Raw genomic sequence first — 17,972 nt, forward strand, 5'->3', positions numbered from 1 at the left:
GATCAGTCGAGCTTGGGGGCCGGCGACGGCGGCGCCATGGCAAAGCCCCGCCCCGCATAGTCGAAATCATGCAACCCATTAAGCGGCTGCGACTTGTCTACCGGCGAGGCGTAATAAGCACGGATTTCCACGATGCGTTCGATCTGCTCGTCGAAAATATACCATTCGTCGCCGCGCAGAATTTCCCCCGGCGCGGTTTTCCAATGCGTCCATTCGATCACCGCTTCCCGGCCATCGGCGCCGGCTAGCACTTTCTCGATGGTCCAGCGCGAGCCCAGCGTTTTGACGCACCACACCCAGCCATCGGCGATGGCCTTGGCCCCGCGCCAGGGCGCCCCGGGCAGGCCGGGTGGGAAATAATGCACGGCATCGGGCGTGAAGCAGGAGACCAGTTCGTCGTGATCGGCGGCATTGCAGGCGGCGAAATAACGGCGGATCAGCGCCTCGGCCTTGTTTGCGGCTTCAGTCATGACTGTTTTCCATTATTGGCGCGCCAGGAGACATATTCGGCCAGCGTCTGCTCATCGGGCGGATAAGTGCCCCAGAGCGGCGCGCCGGCATCGATCTTGGTAAACAGAAACCGCTCGCGCATTTCCTGTTCATAGGCCGCGTCGGCCAAAACCGGCGCCAGATGGCGCGGGATCACCACGACGCCATCGGCATCGCCCACGATGACGTCACCCGGATAGACCGCAACACCGGCACAGCCGATGGGACGCTGCATGTCGATGGCCCGGTGGAAGGCCGGACGGGTCGAGGCGGTATTGGCGGCGCAATAGGCCGGGAAATTCATGCGCGAAATTTCGGTGCCGTCGCGGAAGGCGCCATCGGTAATGGCGGCGGCCACGCCCTTGCGCATCAATCGGGTCATCAGCATGTTGCCGGCCGAGGCGGCGCGCGGATCGCTGCGGCTATCGATGACCAGAACCTTGCCCGGCTCGATCGCTTCGACCGCTTCCCATTGCAGGTTGTCGTCGCCGCGCTTGGCCAGATCGCCCAGATCCCAATCCTTGTCTTCGCGGGACGGAATGAAGCGCAGGGTGAATGCTTCGCCCGCAAAGCTGCCGGCCTCCTTGTTGAGGGCATTGAGGCCCACAAGGAATTGCTGGCGGAAGCCATGTTTGAACAATTGAGTGGTCAGGGTGGCCGTGCTGGCCTGTTTCAGCTTGTCCAGGATATCCTGGGTAACGACGACATCGCTCATTTCAGACTCCGCTTGGCGCAGTGCGACTACTTGGTTCACTTCGACTTGGTCCGGCCGACGGCCTCATCGACCATGTCGAACAGCGAATATTGGGGCTGGAAACCGAGGATGGAGCGGGCCTTGACGCTGCTGCCATGGGTGCGGCCAAGCGGCACGGGAATATGCGCTTCGACATAACGGCGGCCGGTAGCCTCGGCGAGATAGGGAATGAATTCCGCAAGGCTGACGGGACTGACAGGGGCGATATTGAAGGTCTCGCCAATGGCCTCGGGCTTGTCATGGATCAGCAGCAGGCCCTGCACGATGTCGCGCACATCCACCAGCTCCTGGGTATGGGGCTTGCCGTTTTCATCGTAAGTGAGCAGCAGCGGCTCATCATCGCCCATCAGCGGCTCGAGAATATCGAGCACCTTGCGCAACTGATCGTCGCTATTGGCGCCGGCATGGTGGGTGCTGCTGGCCTTGAGGCTCTTGACCCGGGCATTCACATAGAAGGCGGCGCCGGAATATTCGCCATTGGGATCGATCAGCTCATGGGCCGCTTCGGTATGGGAGAAGACTGCCGTGCTAATGTCGAGATTGGCTTCGGAGCGGTTGTAGAACTTGACCATCTCTTCGCCGAGCACTTTGGACATGCCGTAGAAAGTATAGGGCTCGTGCGGGTGCAACTCGTCGGTCGGGCGATAGCGCGCAAAACGGGTAGGATAGACCTGATCGCTGGACGCGAATACCATACGCACCTTGCGGTGCCTCGCCTGTTCGGCGGCGGCACGCAGCACGTTATAGGTCCCCACGACGTTGACGTCCCAAAGCAGATCTCGCGCCGTGGGCTGGAACGAAATGACGGCCGCCATATGGAAAATGGACGAGACGCCTTCTACCGCCTGACGCACGATGTCGACATCGGCAAGGCTGCCAGTAATACATTCGACACCGCGCGCTTCGGTGGCTGCGCGATTGGGATCGTTGGGGACAGCAATGGTCCTGACCTTCAAGCCACGCTGTTGCAGCGCAGTTGCCAGGGTCCCACCGACGCGGCCGGTTGCGCCGGAAACGAAAACGTCCATTTTACTCTCCAAGGATCGTCAGGTGCCAGAGACCCTTGGTCATCCGGCAGTTTCACCTTGAAAGAATTCCCTCCGGCTGGAAAGCGCCAATCTTGGCTGGGAGCAAACCCCATCTCACATCATGGGACTACGCTGAAATGGCGAAGCGCTCCAGCATGTCGGGATCGGGCTCAAATCCGATCCCGGCACCTTCGGGCACGATCATCTTGCCATCGACCAGGGCCGGTGGCGGCTGCAGCCAACCGTCGGGATCGACGAACAGATATTCGAGCAGCGAATCCTGCGGCAGCAGCGGTGCCATGGCGAGAGTGGCGAAAAAGCCCGGCCCAAAATAGGGCGTGTGTGGCATGACCGATTTGCCCAATGCCCGCGCATCGCGCACGACACCAACGAATTCGGAGACCCCCCCGACCTTGGTGACGCTCGGCTGCGGAAAGCGCAAGGACTTGCTGAGGCGGGCAAAGTCGAATGCCGTCGAGGCATTTTCGCCAGCGCCCACTGCCATTCCGGCCATCTCGATCTGCCTATGGCCGTCATAGTCGTCAGGCGGAAAAATCGGCTCCTCGATCCAGAGCACATTGCTCGCCTTGAGCGAAGGCACCTGGGCGATGGCTTCTTCGATCGTCCAGGCACAATTGGCATCGACCATCAGCACCGCATCGGGACCGATGACCTCTCGCGCAGCGGCAATGATCTGCGGCTCGACCTCGTGCAGTTTGATGTGATGAAAGCCCCGGTCGATTGCGCGCTGGCAATGATGCCGAACCAGGTCGATGTCGCCATAGCGAACAAGGCTCGCATAGGCGGGCATGGCCCGCGGCGTCACCATAGAACCAGCGACGGCCGCAGCTAGGGGCTCGCCGTTTCGCTTGGCCTGCAAATCCCACAATGCGATATCGACACCCGAAAGGGCAAAAGTGGTGATCCCGTAGCGCCCAAACAGGTGCAGCTTTTTCTGCACCTCGATATTCCAGGCCGAAATGTCCTCGATCGCGCGTCCGATAACGCTTGGCGCGATCATATCGTTAACGGCGGCATGGGTGGCGCTCGTGCAGAAATAGGAGAAGGAATCGCCCCAGCCGACATGGCCATCTTCGTCCTCGAGGCGCACCAGGACCATATCAAGCGTGTGCCAGCGTGACGGCGTGGCCCCGGTCCCCTTGCCCCCATCAACAAAGGGAATGGAAACCGGAAAGGTCTCGAGCGAAGTGATGGGGGCGGTGTGGGACATCAGGTGACCTGGTTTGGCGAAAGGGTTGTGACAGAGGCCGGGCTGCCGGGCTGGCCGGCATCGAGTTCGAGCACATGGCCCGATAGCGGCGAATGCATCAGCGCCTCTCGGGTCAGGCCCAGCCGGGCGCTGGTGACGAAAAGCCGGTCATAGTTCGCGCCGCCAAAACAGATGCCGGTCGGCGCCGGTACAGGTATGGCTATGGTGCGATCGAAGTCGCCATCCTCGTTGAGGCGAATAATGCTCCAGCCATCGGCCATGGCAACCCAGACCCGCTCCTCCCCATCCAGAGCGAGCGCAGCGGGCGAACCAGCCACCTTAGGCAGATCGGCGAAGATGCGCTTGCGCTTTTCGAGCGGCGCTAATTGGTAGATGGCACCGCGCCCCGGCAGGGTGGCATAAAGCGTCGTGCCATCGCGATTGACCGCAAGCCCTGAAACGGCGTCCGGCAGCTCGAAAACAGGGTCGATTTTGCCGCTGGCCAGGTCAAGTGGCCCCAACACCGCCCCGTCGACGTCGCGGCGCGTGGCCGCGGCCCAGAGCGCACCATCGGGCAAGGCAAGGATCGTCGTCAGCCGCTTGTCGCCCGCAAGGTCGCGCAAGTCGAACTGACCATCGCGCGCGAGCAGGCCGATGCGATTGACGCTGGCAATGACGACGCCATCTTCGTGCTGCGCAGCACTCACCAGACTTTCGCCGAGAACATCAAGGCTGAACACATCCTTGGGTCCACGCAGGCCATGGACAGATGGCGCAAGCTTGTCGACCCAGCACAAATGGCCACGTGACGCATCCCAGAAAGGCGAGCCCGTGGCAAAGCCCGCGGCCTCGCTAGCCTGGCGGATATCGGGATGGCGAGCGCGCGTTTCGAACAGATAGGGCGCCAATTGATCGGAAATTCGGCGCGCCGCCTCGGCAATTTCGCGGCCCAATTGCTCGGCCCGCTCCACCGTCATGCGATAGACCGGCCCCGCCACGCTGATCGCGGCAATGGGGCGCCCTGCCCGGTCGGTCACGGCAGCCCCGACGCAACGCGTCCCTTCAACGATCTCCTCGTCATCGGTTGCATAGCCCCGGGCGCGAATGATCTGCAATTGCACCTTGAGCGCGGCGGGGTCGACAATGGTGAAAGGTGTGAAGCGCTCCATACCTTCGTGGAGGATCGCATCGACCTGCGCTTCGCTCAGCGCCGACAGGATGGCCTTGCCCTGACTGGTGCAATGCATGGGTTTGAGCGCACCTAGGCGCGCATTGGATCGCCGGGAGTGTGCGCCTTCGAAACGTCCCAGCGCCAGCACATGGCGCTTTTCCTGCACGGCCAGATAGGCCGTTTCGCCGGTCATATCGCGCAAGCGGCGCAGTTCTGCCGATGCGACTGAGGCGAGATCGGCCGAGGACCAGACATTTTGCGCCAGTTCAAGAAACTGGAAGCCCAGCGTATAATTCTGCGTCACCGGATCGATGCGGATCAGTCCGCGCGAGGCCAGCGCCGAAAGGATGCGGTAGAGCGTGGCCCGCGCGATGCCCGTGGCGCTCGACAGCTCGGCGAAGCCGACCTTGCCGGGCGCGCTGCCGATACGGGTCAGCACCTCGGTCGCCTTGCCGATCAGCGCAGCGCCTTTGACGCTGATCTGAGGCGCATCCTCTTCTTCCCACCCGACTGCATTGTCGTGACGCCTTGTCATGCCCGCTCCGATCAGTTCGCGCGCCGTACCGCCAGCGATATCGTGCCGGAGAGTTCCTCGCCCGGCGCGGAAATGCGGGCGCCCGTGCCCGGAACATCCTGTCGGGGCACCAGCCCATCCACGCCATCGAAAACCAGCCGACCAATGTGCTCGCCAAAGGCAGGCACTATTTCGCGCATCTGGCCATGCTGCACGCCTATCCGATCCGACACTGAACAACCTCCCAGAAGCAAGCAGCTAGCCGAGCCAACACTCTGGCGTCAACAAAGCGCTGCTCCAAAGTCTCATATATTGAGACTAGGATGACGAGATTGAGTCAGTAGGCCCAGCTATTCGCCTGTGACAGCTAATCGAGGCAACATCCGCCTGGCAGGTGTGAGACGCGATCGCGCCTGGTGAGTCTTCAGTCCAGCTGTTTCAGGACATGCAATGGCGATAGTCGTCAGCATTGATCACCACGCCCACAGTCAGGAAATCGCACGCGGAGGAGAGAATATGTCGACCAAGAGCACTTCCATTCTTGTTGCTCGATGTGTGTCTCCAAGCCGGTAGGATAGCCGATGTCAGTTAAAAGCGGAACAGTCGGCGCAATGCCGACTGCTCCTTTGTCTTGCACGTCATCAACGCATGTGGGGATTAGAACACGCTGTCTTCATTGATGAAGCGCGCCACATTATCTTTCGTGATGATTGGAGATGGCATGGCGGTATCCTTGGGGGCGGCCGCGCCAGCCAGGATGGCCATCAGGCGGTTGAAACCGGCGCGGCCGATTTGGTCGGCACTGTTGAGGCCGGTAGCACCATAATTGCTGCCTTCGCGGGCGATTTCAGCAAGAGCACCGGCTTCACCATCGACCGAGGCGATGAAGATGCTGTCGGCAAGACCCGCATCGGCAATGGCGTTCTGTGCGCCCAGGCACATGGAATCATTCTCGCAGAACACCGCCGAGATGTCGGTTTCCTTGGAGAGCATGTCTTCCATTTGGCGGAAACCGCCATCGGCGCTCCAGTCGCCCCATCCCGGCGCGACCACGGCAGTCAGATTGGCCGCAGCGAGCTTGGCGCTGACGCCATCAGTGCGGTTGGAGCCGATCGTATTGTCGGCCGGGCCGCCACGGATGATGACGACCTTGCCCGACCCGCCGAGACGATCCACGATGTAGTCACCAATGCCTTCGCCGATGGCACGGTTATCCGGGCCAACCCAGCTGGTATAGTCGCCGCCCTTGAGCAGGCGATCGACCATGACGACGGGCACGCCGGCTTCGGTGATCGCTTCGAGCGCCGCTGGCGCGGCCTCGATGAAGGCGCCCGAGACGATCAGGCCGCTGACGCCCTGGTTGAGCAGGTCTTCGACGTCCGAGGTCAGCTTGGCGACGTCGCCATCGGCATCGGTCGAAAGCAGGCGCACATTGGAATAGGCGGACGCCTCATCCTTGACCGCTGCATCCATGCCCACGAAATAGGCGCAGCACAGCGACAGGTTGACCACGCCGATCTTGATCTCCTCCTGGGCGCGCAAAGCGCCGGCCCCAAGCATGGCGGTTGCGAAGACTGCGGCCCCCAGCAGGTTTCGTGTCGTCTTGATATTCATAGTTCTTCTCCCTTTGGTGCGCGGCCCGTTGGGTTCCGCGCGGTTGATGCGCGGTCAGGCTTTTTTCCGGCGAGCCAGCACCGCAACAAGAATAATCATCCCCTTCACCAATTGCTGGTAGTAGGAGTCGACGTTGAAGAGGTTGAGTACGTTGTCGACCACGGCGAGCGCCAGCACGCCGCCCAGCACGCCGAGTGCCGTGCCGCCGCCGCCACCGAGCAGGCCGCCGCCGATGACCACGGCCGCAATGGCGTCGAGTTCGTAGCCAATACCCACGCTGGGCTGGGCAATGCCCAGCCGGCTGGACAAGAGCACTCCGGCAATGGCCGCGAAGACGCCGCACAGGACATAGGCCAGCGTCAGGTGCTTTCCGACATTGATGCCCGCGAGGCGTACGGCTTCCTTATTGACGCCCAGCGCATAGGCGGCACGGCCCGACACGGTGCGTTCGAGATAGAACCACACCAACGGGACGGCGAGTGCAAAGAGGATGAAATTGACCGGCACGGGGCCGATAAAGGCACCGCCCAACAGGCTGCGGAACAGCTCGTCAGATGGATAACGCGGCGTATCGGCATAGACATAGAGCAGGCCGCGCAGGCTCCCCATGGTTGCGAGCGTAACGATGAAGGGCTGCAGGTTGAAGCGCGAAATCAGCGTGCCATTGACCCAGCCCACAGCGCCGCCCATGACGAGGGCCAAGAGAATGGCCAGCGAGAAATGCATGTCGGCCTGCAGGCCCGTCGCCAGCAATCCGGCAAAGGCCAGGACCGAACCCACCGACAGGTCGATGCCGCCGGTGCGGATAACCATCAGCATGCCCAGGCTGAGAAAGCCGTTGGTGACGATCTGGCGCGAGACATTGACGATGTTGCGCTGGGTGAGGAAAGCGTCCGATGCAATGGACGCGAAGACGATCAGCGCGATGATCGCCGCTGCAAAGATGAGATCGGCACGGCTGAAGCGCTGCCAGAAGGCTGGCTTGTCCGAAAGGGATTGAGTAGCCAGTGTCAATTCAGACGCTCCGTCGTGTTGGCCGGCACATCAATTCCGGCGGCATGCATGAATACGGTTTCCATTTTGAAATCCTGGGGCGTCAGTTCGGCGACGATGCGCCCTTCGCGCAGCACCAGCAGGCGATCGGACAGGCCCAGTACCTCGGGCATTTCCGAGGAGATGAGCAGCACGGCAGCGCCAGCGACGGCCAAATCGGCGATCATCTGATAAATTTCGACCTTGGTGGCGATGTCGACGCCGCGCGTCGGCTCATCGAAAATGAAAAGCTTGGTGCCCTGCACCAAGAGCCATTTCGCCAGCACGACCTTTTGCTGATTGCCGCCCGACAATTGGCGCACCGGACGCTCGACGCCCCTAGGGCGGATCGAAAGCTGGGCGACCTTTTCGTCCACCAGCTGGCGCCGCGCGCGCATATTGAGCACGCCGAACTGCGAGACGCGATCGTACGAAGCGAGTCCGGCATTATCGAGCACGCTGGCGTCAAGCGCCAAACCATCGCCCTTGCGGTCCTCGGTGATGAAGGCAATGCCGTGGCGTACCGCATCTTCGGGCGTTGCAAAGCGGACGAGCTTGCCATTCAGAGTGATCTGCCCGCTCTGGGCCGGCAGGGCGCCGAAGATCGATTTGGCAATTTCGGTGCGGCCGCTGCCGACAAGCCCGAACATGCCCAGGATTTCACCTGCGCGTAGCGTCAGATTTACATCGGCAAAGTCGTCCTCGCGCGTCAGTCCTGCGACCTCGAGAACGGTCGCGCCCGGCAAGCGATTGCGAGGTGGAAAGATCGCTTCGAGTGGGCGGCCCACCATAGCTTCGATCAGGCTATCCTGGGTCAGCGCGCCAATCGGCCCGGCCATCACGCTCTGGCCATCTTTGAGCACCACCACATGATCGGCGATCTCGAAAATCTCTTCGAGGCGATGGGAAATATAAAGCACCGTGGTGCCCGATGCCGCCAGCGCACGCACCTTGGCAAAGAGCCTTTCGGTCTCCGAAGCCGAGAGCACGGCGGTCGGTTCATCAAGGATCAGAATAGCCGGATCGGCCACTAGCGCCTTGGCGATTTCGACGATCTGCTGCTGCGCGACGCTGAGCTCGCCAACCAGCGAGCGAGGATCGATGGAGTCAAAGCCGAAGCCGGACAGGACGTGCTGCGCGAGCGCATTGGCAGCCGGCCAATCGACCACGAAGCCCAGTTTCTTCGGCATGCGCCCGAGCAGCAGATTTTCCGCCACACTGAGATGCGGCAGGAGGCTCAGTTCCTGATAGACCGTGCGGATACCCAGCGCCATCGCATCGGCTGGCTGGGCAATATTGGCCGATACGCCGCCCACGACGATGTTGCCCTCGTCGGGGATGACGGCGCCAGACAGCATCTTCATCAGCGTGGATTTGCCGGCGCCATTCTCGCCGCACAGCGCCAGCACCTGTCCGGCTCCCACGGAGAACGAAATGTCGCGCACCGCCTTGTTGCCGTCATAGCTCTTCGCGATATGGCTGACCTCAAGGCGCGCCATCTCAGATTGCCCCAAAGACTTCGCTGAGCAGCAGCGTCTTCTGCTTGGTCATGTCGTGCAGCGTGTCATGCATGCCTTCGCGGGTATTACCGCTGCCGCGATTGCCGCCGAATGGCAGGGTTTCGACGCGCACGGCTGTCGTGTGGTTGACCACCACCGTGCCGACATCGAGCACTTCATAGGCGCGCATGATGCGGCGCATGTCATTGGTAAAAATCGCCGCCTGCAGACCATAGGGACTGTCATTGGCGAGGGTGAGAGCCTCCTCGAAATCGTCATAGACGAGGAAGGGCAGCACGGGGCCGAAGGTTTCTTCGGCAAAGGCGGGCGTGCCCGGGGTGACGCCCGTGAGGATAGTTGGCTCAATGAAATTGTCGCGTCGCGTGCCGCCGGCGACCACAACCGCGCCATCGGCAACGGCCTGGGCGATCTGCGCCTCGACGCGTTCCGCACCACGGCGGTTGATCAATGGTCCGACATCGGTAGCGCTGTCGGACGGATCGCCGATACGCAGGCTTTTGGTGATAGCAACGACCGCCTCGAGCAACGGTGCGTAGACCGAGCGCTGCACCAGAACGCGCTTCACCGCGCAGCAGATCTGGCCGTTACCACTGGTGAACCGACCGGCCACCAGCGCCGCAGCCGTGGCCGGGATGTCGGCATCTGCGCAGACGATCGTCGCGTCATTGCCGCCCAGTTCAACATGGACTTTCTTCAGCGTCTTGGCCGCAACTTCGAGAATACGAATGCCCGCAGCGGTGCTGCCGGTCATGGTGATCATCTGCACGTCCGGTGCACGCACCAGAGCTTCGCCAACCTCGCGACCACCTGTGACAACCTGATGGGCGGCTTTGGGCAGACCCGCCTCTTCGAGATAGCGTGCAATTTCTAGCATCACGAGCGGGCAATCTTCGGGCGGCTTGGTGATGACTGCATTGCCAGCAGCAAGCCCACCGGCAACCTTGTGGCTCCACAACTCGACCGGATAATTGAACGGCACGATGGCCACCACGACACCGACGGGTTCGCGCGTCGTCAGGGCCAGCGACTTCTCGCGACCAGGAATGGTATCAAGCGGAAAGGTGCGACCGAAAATGCGCTTGGCCTCTTCGGCATAGCCTCGGAAAATCCGCGCCGCGACACCGACCTCGCTGGTGGTTTCTGCTAACCGCTTGCCGTTCTCACGGCAGAGTTTTGCACCGAGATTCGCCTGATTTGCTTCGATACGACGCGCAACTGCTTCCAGGATTTCGTAGCGGCGATAGGCCGGCAAATCCGCCATAAACCGTCGGCCCGACTGGGCTGCCGCCACGGCCGCATCGACATCGGCCATCGTGGCGCGCGGCACGGTATCGATGGTTTCGCCGGTCGCCGGATTGGTCACCGCATCGAAGGCTCCGTCAGACGCCTGCGTCCAGATGCTGTTGATCAGCATGTCCATCGATGAGCGCCCCCGACACCGGTTTCGATTTTTTGCTTGAGATTGAGGTAATTCACAATATGAACCGAGTCAACGAAAAATGATCTTGCCGGAATTAATCATACGAATTATACGAATAATGAACGAATGACTTCTCGGAAAAACATGAGCACGCTAGACACCAACATCAGCGCAACGGCGCTTAAAGCATTGTCTGTACTGGATTTTCTTGGAGAGCAGCAACGACCACTGTCTGTCATTGAGGTGGCGACTGGCATGGGAGCAGATCGCGCAACCGCATATCGAATGCTAATGACACTGGTGCAGGCTGGTTACGTAACCCGCGATGAAAGCGCCAAAAGCTACGCATTGAGTCTCAAAGTCCTGTCGCTGACGCGCAACCTGATCCGCGAAGATGATCGCGCGTTGCAGATCGTCTCATGCATCCGCCAGATTGCTGAGGAGACAGGCGAAACGGTGCACTATTCCATGCTGGAAGGCGACAGCGCCGTGCTGCTGTTTCGCGCCAAGGGCACCCAGCGCGTCAGCGTGGACTTCCAGATCGGCGACCGATCCGCCCTGCCCTCGACATCCATCGGAAAGGTTCTGCTGGCCTATCAGGATGCGCGGTTTACGGATGCGGTTATTGCCAAGGGCTTACCGCAGGTTGCACCTAAGACCATTACCGACCCCGACGCCCTGCGACGGGAACTGGCGCTGGTTCGCGCGCAGCGCTACGCCTTCGACGACATGGAATTTGCCCCCGACATGCGCTGCGTTGCCGTTGCCGTGTTTGAACGCGGTGGAATTGTCCCCGGCGGCATCGCTATCTCCGGCCCCAGCAGCCGGTTTGACATCGCCAAGCTGAAAGAATTGCGCGAAGTTCTATTGAGCCACGCAAAGGCGCTGTCGGACAAGCTGGGGGGATAATTTTACCATAGGCACCATGTTCGAGGCTTCGGGCGCCATGCCGGTGGTGTTTCCATCCTTTAAACCAGGATCGGCGAAGAGGGAGCGCCTCTCTCTCCCCGAGCGGGGCGAGCGCCTGAGCTTCAACCTCGTGGTTTGCGTAACGATTTCCGAAAACGATCGCGCAGATCATGGGCGCCCCGGAGCCCAGAATAGATACATACCCGCCATTGTTGCACCCCCACCTTGCAAGCCCCTATCCCTGCCGATCTATCGTCACTCGAAAGCTGGCATCTGGTAGCACGCCTTATGGCACGCATCTCCCAAAATGCAAAGAGAAATTATTGCCACCATATCCGATTGACGCGGTGTATATTTTCTATTAGCAGAAAGAATATTGGCAATATGATCTAAAAAGAAATGAATTTCAGCAACAAATATCTTGATAAATCAGAGTGGTCCAGATGGGCGGTGGACATTCTGCTCGCCGAGGCGCGAGCGGGAATGGAGACACCTGTTCTTTCGGTTCCATTGCCCGCCTTTCCCGGCATTTCGCTTTTTTTAAGGATGAATCCGCCCATGCAACCGGCAGTCTAAAGCACCGGTTGGCGCATTCGCTGCTCCTTGCCTCTATTTGCGACGGCTCCGTTACCCAGGGCGTCCCGCTGATCGATGCATCCTCGGGCTCTACGGCTGTGAGCGAGGCTTATTACGCTCAACTTCTCGGCTTGGATTTTTATGCCGTCGTTCCGCGTGGTCTAAGCCTCAGTAAGCAGAAGGCCATACTCCAATATGGCGGGAGACTGAAATTCGTGGAGCACGCTTCCTCTATCTATCCAGCTGCAAAGACGCTGGCGCAAGATATTGGTGGGCATTTCCTGGATCAGTTTACCAACGCGGAACGCGCCATAGACTGGCGGCGAAACAATATTGCAGAATCGATTTTCCAGCAGATGCAAGACGAGCCGGCTATCGCCTGGATTGTCATGGGCGCAGGAACAGGCGGCACGGCATCCACCATCGGCCGGCATATCCGCTATTCGGGGCGGGCTACCAGATTATGCGTGCCGGATGTCGAATATTCGGCATTCTACGACGGCTGGGCAAGCGGCGACAGATCCGCAACCTGCGAAGCTGGTTCGCGTATCGAAGGTGTAGGCCGACCCCGCGTCGAACCCTCATTTCTGCCCGATGTTGTCGACGCGATGGTCAAGATACCTGATGCGGCCTCTATTGCAGCCTGCCGTTTCGTTTCTGACCATCTCGGTCGGCGAGTGGGTGGATCGACAGGCGCCAATTTCCTCGGAGCCATCTGGGCCGCAGACCAGATGCGCAAGACCGGCCAGAGCGGCTCGATCGTGACGTTAATTTGTGATGATGGGGATCGGTATGCGGATACGTATTTCTGTGACGACTGGCTGAACACAAATGATCTGATTATTGCGCACTTCCTGCCGATGGTCGAAGCCGCATTTGGTGGGAAAATGCTTCATCCGGACATGTTCTTGCGCCAGTCGGTTCGGAAGGAATGATGCTGGCCCAATGGCCCGGAGCAACCGCCCCATAAGGCCTCCCCTTGAGTGTCAACCGAACGAGCTTTGAGCGCCCATCCATCCTCCGGGCCAGGCAAAGTCTCCACAAGGCCAAGACAGGCAGCACAACCGGATAGCGTGGCGGAAAACTCAGCATTTTCAGGAGCTTCCGAGGTATCGACTGGCGGAGAGAGAGGGATTCGAACCCCCGATAGAGTTGCCCCTATGCCGCATTTCGAGTGCGGTGCATTCAACCGCTCTGCCATCTCTCCGCGAGATCGTCTTGCGCCCGTGGAGCGGGCGCGGCTGGTCGATACGGGGCGGCTTATGGCATAGCGCAAAGCCGCCTGCAACTCCCCTTCTGCGCGCTATTTTGCGGAAAAGCCACGAATGGCGTCTTGCGGCATGCCGGTGCCGGCCGCCGGGATCACGGGCCCACATCGGGGACAGGTGCGCAAAACCGCCGCGCTGCGGGCGGCTTCGCCGGGGCGCGGGCCCGTCACGATTGCGTGCATGCCGGACCGTGACGCCGTCTCGGGCATTAAACCGGCATTGGATCCATCATACCGGGAGATTTGACCATGGTTACGCGCCGCAGCATTATTGCCGGCATGGCGGGCCTGCCCTTTGCCGGGCTCGCCGCCAGCCGCTTCGTTCACGCCCAGGAGAGCCCGATACCCGACCTCATTTCCACCAGCGCCGGCGATCTCGTCATCCATCCCGTTGAGCATGCCAGTCTGGTGCTCGAATGGGACGGCAAGGCTATCTATGTCGATCCCGTGGGCGGTGCCGATCTTTATGCCGGCCTGCCCGCCCCCTCCGCCATTCTCATCACCCATGGCCATGGCGATCATTTCGACGTGCCGACCCTGGAGGCCATTGCCGGCGAGGCGCCGCTGCTGACCAATGGCGCGGTCTTCGACCAGCTCCCCGCAGCGCTCCAGGCCAAGGCCACTGCGCTGGCCAATGGCGAAGCCGGCACCATTCTCGACATTCCCGTCCGCGCCATCGCCGCCCACAACACCACCGCGGACCGCATGGGCTATCATCCCGTCGGCGTCGGCAATGGCTATGTGCTCACCTTCGGCGATACCAATATCTATATAGCCGGCGACACCGAGCCCCATGAGGACATGCTGGCCCTGCGCGACATCGCCGTGGCCTTCCTGCCGATGAACCTGCCCTATACAATGACGCCGGACCAGGCGGTGGCGGCGATCAATATCTTCAAACCCGGCATCGTCTATCCCTATCATTATGGCGACAGCGATCTCAGCCCGCTCGAAACCGATATCGATCCGGGGGTGGAAGTGCGCCTGCGCAATTGGTATCCGAACGGCGGCTGACGCGGCGGGCCGGCCGACGAATGGCTTGACGAACAGCTTGACTTCCGGGTGTTTTGCCCCGATAAGCCAGCCATCTGCGCACCGGTGCCTGCCGGTGCGCTGGTTTTGTTTGAAAACGCTGCTCGAGGCTGCCGGCCGGATCTCTTAATCCGGCCCCTCATGCGACAAGCCCGCGGATCTGGCATGAAGCCGCGGCGCCACAGGGCGCGACAGATAGGGACCGTGCGGCAACACCGTGCGGCATGAATATGACTTTCGCCGTTATCAAGACGGGCGGCAAGCAGTACAAGGTTGCTGCCGACGACGTCATCAAGATCGAAAAGCTCGAGGCCGAGGCCGGTGACATCGTCACCTTCGACCAGGTCCTCATGGTCGGCGACATTGTCGGCGCCCCGCTGGTGGAAGGCGCCCTGGTCGCTGCCGAACTGGTGGAAACCAAGAAGCAGAAGACCGTCATCGTCTTCAAGAAGCGCCGCCGCCACAATTCGCGGACCCGCAATGGCCACCGCCAGCTGCTGTCGACCGTGCGCATCACCGAGATTCTGACCGGCGGCGCCAAGCCGACCGTCAAGGCTGCCGCCAAGGCCGAAAAGACCGAGACCACGGCCGCCAAGGCCCCGGCCAAGAAGAGCGAAGCCAAGGCCGAGACCAAGGCCGCCGCGCCTCAGGCCGAAGCCGCCGCCGAGGCGCCCGCCAAGAAGCCGGCTGCCAAGAAGGCCGCCGCCGCCAAGACAGACAATGCCGCCGACAAGCCGGCGAAGAAGGCCCCGGCCAAGAAGGCTGAAGCCAAGGCCGACAAGGAATAAGGAGCTTAGACCATGGCACATAAGAAAGCAGGCGGTTCATCCCGCAACGGTCGTGATTCCGCTGGCCGTCGTCTCGGCGTGAAGAAGTTCGGTGGCGAAGCGGTCGTCGCCGGCAATATCATCGTGCGCCAGCGCGGCACCAAATGGGCCGTGGGCTCCGGCGTCGGCCTGGGCCGGGATCACACCATTTTCGCCCTTGTCGACGGCAAGGTCGCCTTCCGCACCCGCGCCAATGCCAAAGTGCACGTTTCCGTCGTCCCGGCAGAGGCCGCCGAATAATCCGGCAGGCCTGACCGCAGAGCCGGAGACCCGTTCCCCGGCTTTGTTTGGCAAGAAGCACAGCAATGCACAGGGGAGCCGGTCCGCCGGTTCCCCTTTTCGTTGTCGAAAGTTTCGCGCCATGAGCACTTTGAAGCATCGCCTGCCCGCAACGCTCGTCACCCCGCGTCTGGTGCTGACCGCGCCGACCATGGCGCACGCGGCGGCGATCGCGGAACATTGCAACAATGAAAATCTCCACAAATGGATGAGCCGCCTGCCCTTTCCCTATACCGGGGACGACGCCCGCTTCTTCGTTGAGAACATCGTGCCCAGCGCGGCCGAGGCCTGCTATGGCCTGCTGCTCGACGGCAATTTGATCGGCGTTGTCGGCCTTTCGTTCAGCCCCGGACAGGCGCCCGAACTCGGCTATTGGCTGGGCGAACGCCATTGGGGCCATGGCTATGCCACCGAGGCCGCCGCCGCCCTCGTCGCCGCCGCCCGCGCGGCGGGTGCCACGGCATTGCGCTCCCGCGCCCTCCTCGCCAATGCCGCATCGCGCAAGGTGCTGAGCAAGCTCGGCTTTACCGAAATCGGCGTGGCCACGGATCGGGACGGCAATCTCCAGGGCCAGCAACTGGCCATCATGGCGCTGGATTTATCGAGATGACCCGGCTGCGCACCAAACGGCTGATCCTGCGCCAGCCCCATGGGGAAGATGCGCCGGCGCTGGCCGCTTATCTCAACGATTTCGCCGTTGCCGGCAATCTGGCGCGCGTGCCCTTTCCTTATCGCCTGGCGGATGCCCTGGCCTGGCTGGCGACGCGCCGGCCCGACATGCCGGCCGACCAGACCAATTTCGCCATCGAGGTGGACGGCGCCTATGCCGGCCAGGTCGGCTTCCATCCCGGCCCTCATGGCCCGATCATCGGCTATTGGCTCGGCCAGCCCTTCTGGGGCCGCGGCATCATGAGCGAGGCGGCGGCGGCGAGCCTCGACTGGTTCTTCACGGCCAGCAGCGCGCCGGTAATCTATTCCGGCGTCTTCCATTTCAACGCCGCTTCCCTCGCCATCCAGAAGAAGCTCGGATTTACCGAGACCGGCCGCTCCAGCCTGCTCTGCCTTGCGCGCGGCGTCGAGGTGGAGCATATCGACACCCAACTCACCCAGAGCGCCTGGAAGGCAAGACGGCTATGAAATTTCTCGATCAGGCCAAGGTCTATATCAAATCCGGCTCCGGCGGCTCCGGCGCCGTCAGCTTCCGCCGCGAGAAATTCATCGAATTCGGCGGTCCCGATGGCGGCAATGGCGGCCGCGGCGGCGATGTCGTCGCCGTCTGCGCCGATGGCCTCAATACGCTGATCGATTTCCGCTATCAGCAGCATTTCCGCGCCGAAACCGGCGTGCATGGCATGGGCCAGAACCGCACCGGCGCCGATGGCGCCGATATCGTGCTGCGCGTGCCCAAGGGCACGCAGATTTTCGAGGAGGACCAGGAAACCCTCATCGCCGATTTCACCGAGGTGGGCCAGCGCGTCGTGCTGCTCAAGGGCGGCAATGGCGGCTTCGGCAATGCCTATTTCAAGACCTCGTCCAACCAGGCCCCCCGCCGCGCCAATCCCGGCCAGGAAGGCGTCGAAAAGGGCATCTGGCTGCGTTTGAAGCTCATCGCCGATGCGGGGCTGGTCGGCCAGCCCAATGCCGGCAAGTCGACCTTCCTCGCCGCCGTCTCCGCCGCCAAGCCCAAGATCGCCGATTATCCCTTCACCACCCTGCATCCCAATCTGGGCGTGGTGCGGCTCGGCGAGCGCGAATTCGTGCTGGCCGACATTCCCGGCCTCATCGAGGGCGCCAGCGAAGGCGTCGGCATCGGCGACCGCTTTCTCGGCCATATCGAGCGCTGCGGCGTGCTCATCCATCTGGTCGACGGCACCAATGAAGACGTCGCCCATACCTATAACGCCATCCGCCACGAACTGGCCGCCTATGCCGACATCCTCGCCGACAAGCCCGAAATCGTCGTGCTCAACAAGACCGACGCCCTGACGCCGGACGAGCTCGAGGACAAGGTCAAGGCGCTCGAAAAGGCCAGTAAGGCCGAAATCCGCACCATTTCCGGGGTCACCGGCGCCGGTGTCGAACAGGTGCTCTGGGACGTGTTCCACATTCTCGACGCCGAAAAGGCCGAGCTGGCCGAACGCGAGAACCAGCAGGCGGCAACAAAATGGACGCCGTGATGGGATGCTTGGGCTCTTTCGCCTCCCTCCCCCTTGAGGGGAGGGAAAGAGGGTGGGGGTGCCGGCCTGTCGGCACGCTCCAAACCATTGATTCCAGCTATTGTCGCAGCACCCCCACCCCAACCCTCCCCTCAAGGGGGAGGGAGTGGATCG

General features: G+C 61.6%; 18 protein-coding genes and 1 tRNA gene. 8 read left to right on the forward strand and 11 right to left on the reverse strand.

All coding sequences use genetic code 11. From position 1 onward, the window contains the following. Positions 1-2: 2 nt before the first annotated feature. The 10 genes from O9Z70_RS14185 to O9Z70_RS14230 form a co-directional block, all read right to left on the reverse strand. Positions 3-470, reverse strand: a complete 468-nt coding sequence (locus O9Z70_RS14185; RefSeq protein WP_286020087.1) for a nuclear transport factor 2 family protein — start codon at positions 468-470, stop codon at positions 3-5. Then, the gene (locus tag O9Z70_RS14190; protein WP_286020088.1) at positions 467-1,204 is read right to left on the reverse strand and encodes a ribonuclease activity regulator RraA; all 738 of its coding nucleotides are present in this window, start codon (positions 1,202-1,204) and stop codon (positions 467-469) included. Before O9Z70_RS14190 ends, O9Z70_RS14185 begins: the two co-directional genes overlap by 4 nt. Positions 1,205-1,239: 35 nt before the next feature. After that, complete coding sequence (locus O9Z70_RS14195; protein WP_286020089.1) at positions 1,240-2,271, reverse strand: NAD-dependent epimerase/dehydratase family protein; 1,032 nt, start codon at positions 2,269-2,271, stop codon at positions 1,240-1,242. A gap of 127 nt (positions 2,272-2,398) precedes the next feature. Then, positions 2,399-3,502, reverse strand: coding sequence for a mandelate racemase/muconate lactonizing enzyme family protein (locus O9Z70_RS14200; RefSeq protein ID WP_286020090.1), 1,104 nt, complete (start codon positions 3,500-3,502; stop codon positions 2,399-2,401). After that, entirely contained in the window at positions 3,502-5,187 is a 1,686-nt protein-coding gene (locus tag O9Z70_RS14205; protein ID WP_286020091.1) for an IclR family transcriptional regulator domain-containing protein, read from the reverse strand. Before O9Z70_RS14205 ends, O9Z70_RS14200 begins: the two co-directional genes overlap by 1 nt. 11 nt (positions 5,188-5,198) lie before the next feature. Beyond that, positions 5,199-5,399, reverse strand: coding sequence for a hypothetical protein (locus O9Z70_RS14210; RefSeq protein ID WP_286020092.1), 201 nt, complete (start codon positions 5,397-5,399; stop codon positions 5,199-5,201). Between the two features lie 424 nt (positions 5,400-5,823). Then, complete coding sequence (locus tag O9Z70_RS14215; RefSeq protein WP_286020093.1) at positions 5,824-6,780, reverse strand: substrate-binding domain-containing protein; 957 nt, start codon at positions 6,778-6,780, stop codon at positions 5,824-5,826. A gap of 54 nt (positions 6,781-6,834) precedes the next feature. Next, positions 6,835-7,794 (reverse strand): ABC transporter permease, encoded by a 960-nt coding sequence (locus O9Z70_RS14220; RefSeq protein ID WP_286020094.1) that lies wholly within the window; start codon positions 7,792-7,794, stop codon positions 6,835-6,837. Continuing rightward, the gene (locus O9Z70_RS14225; RefSeq protein ID WP_286020095.1) at positions 7,791-9,311 is read right to left on the reverse strand and encodes a sugar ABC transporter ATP-binding protein; all 1,521 of its coding nucleotides are present in this window, start codon (positions 9,309-9,311) and stop codon (positions 7,791-7,793) included. Before O9Z70_RS14225 ends, O9Z70_RS14220 begins: the two co-directional genes overlap by 4 nt. A 1-nt stretch (position 9,312) precedes the next feature. Continuing rightward, complete coding sequence (locus tag O9Z70_RS14230; protein WP_286020096.1) at positions 9,313-10,752, reverse strand: aldehyde dehydrogenase family protein; 1,440 nt, start codon at positions 10,750-10,752, stop codon at positions 9,313-9,315. 144 nt (positions 10,753-10,896) lie between these two features. Here O9Z70_RS14230 and O9Z70_RS14235 point away from each other — a divergent pair, with 144 nt between their 5' ends. Together O9Z70_RS14235 and O9Z70_RS14240 are read left to right on the forward strand one after the other, a co-directional pair. Next, positions 10,897-11,661, forward strand: coding sequence for an IclR family transcriptional regulator (locus O9Z70_RS14235; protein WP_286020097.1), 765 nt, complete (start codon positions 10,897-10,899; stop codon positions 11,659-11,661). 443 nt (positions 11,662-12,104) lie between these two features. After that, positions 12,105-13,172 carry a PLP-dependent cysteine synthase family protein gene (locus O9Z70_RS14240; RefSeq protein WP_286022023.1) on the forward strand — a complete coding sequence of 356 codons (1,068 nt, stop codon included), beginning with the start codon at positions 12,105-12,107 and terminating at the stop codon, positions 13,170-13,172. A gap of 182 nt (positions 13,173-13,354) precedes the next feature. On the opposite strand, the gene O9Z70_RS14245 is transcribed toward O9Z70_RS14240, so the two are convergent. Then, positions 13,355-13,444, reverse strand: a tRNA-Ser gene (locus O9Z70_RS14245). A 309-nt stretch (positions 13,445-13,753) separates the two neighbouring features. Here O9Z70_RS14245 and O9Z70_RS14250 point away from each other — a divergent pair. From O9Z70_RS14250 to obgE, 6 genes are all read left to right on the forward strand, one after another. After that, entirely contained in the window at positions 13,754-14,518 is a 765-nt protein-coding gene (locus O9Z70_RS14250; protein WP_286020098.1) for an MBL fold metallo-hydrolase, read from the forward strand. Positions 14,519-14,766: 248 nt separating this feature from the next. After that, on the forward strand, positions 14,767-15,324 hold the full coding sequence (rplU, locus tag O9Z70_RS14255; protein ID WP_286020099.1) for a 50S ribosomal protein L21: 558 nt from the start codon (positions 14,767-14,769) through the stop codon (positions 15,322-15,324). Between the two features lie 12 nt (positions 15,325-15,336). Further along, a complete protein-coding gene (gene rpmA / locus O9Z70_RS14260; protein ID WP_286020100.1) occupies positions 15,337-15,603 on the forward strand; it encodes a 50S ribosomal protein L27 in 267 nt (88 codons plus the stop codon). A 121-nt stretch (positions 15,604-15,724) separates the two neighbouring features. Beyond that, positions 15,725-16,252: a GNAT family N-acetyltransferase gene (locus O9Z70_RS14265; RefSeq protein ID WP_286020101.1), complete on the forward strand. Its 528-nt coding sequence runs from the start codon at positions 15,725-15,727 to the stop codon at positions 16,250-16,252. Beyond that, positions 16,249-16,779 (forward strand): GNAT family N-acetyltransferase, encoded by a 531-nt coding sequence (locus O9Z70_RS14270; RefSeq protein WP_286020102.1) that lies wholly within the window; start codon positions 16,249-16,251, stop codon positions 16,777-16,779. The genes O9Z70_RS14265 and O9Z70_RS14270 overlap by 4 nt, the downstream gene beginning before the upstream one ends. Continuing rightward, on the forward strand, positions 16,776-17,819 hold the full coding sequence (gene obgE, locus O9Z70_RS14275; RefSeq protein ID WP_286020103.1) for a GTPase ObgE: 1,044 nt from the start codon (positions 16,776-16,778) through the stop codon (positions 17,817-17,819). Before O9Z70_RS14270 ends, obgE begins: the two co-directional genes overlap by 4 nt. Positions 17,820-17,972 lie beyond the last annotated feature (153 nt).

The sequence above is a fragment of the Devosia sp. YIM 151766 genome (genome assembly GCF_030285925.1).
Lineage (GTDB): Bacteria > Pseudomonadota > Alphaproteobacteria > Rhizobiales > Devosiaceae > Devosia.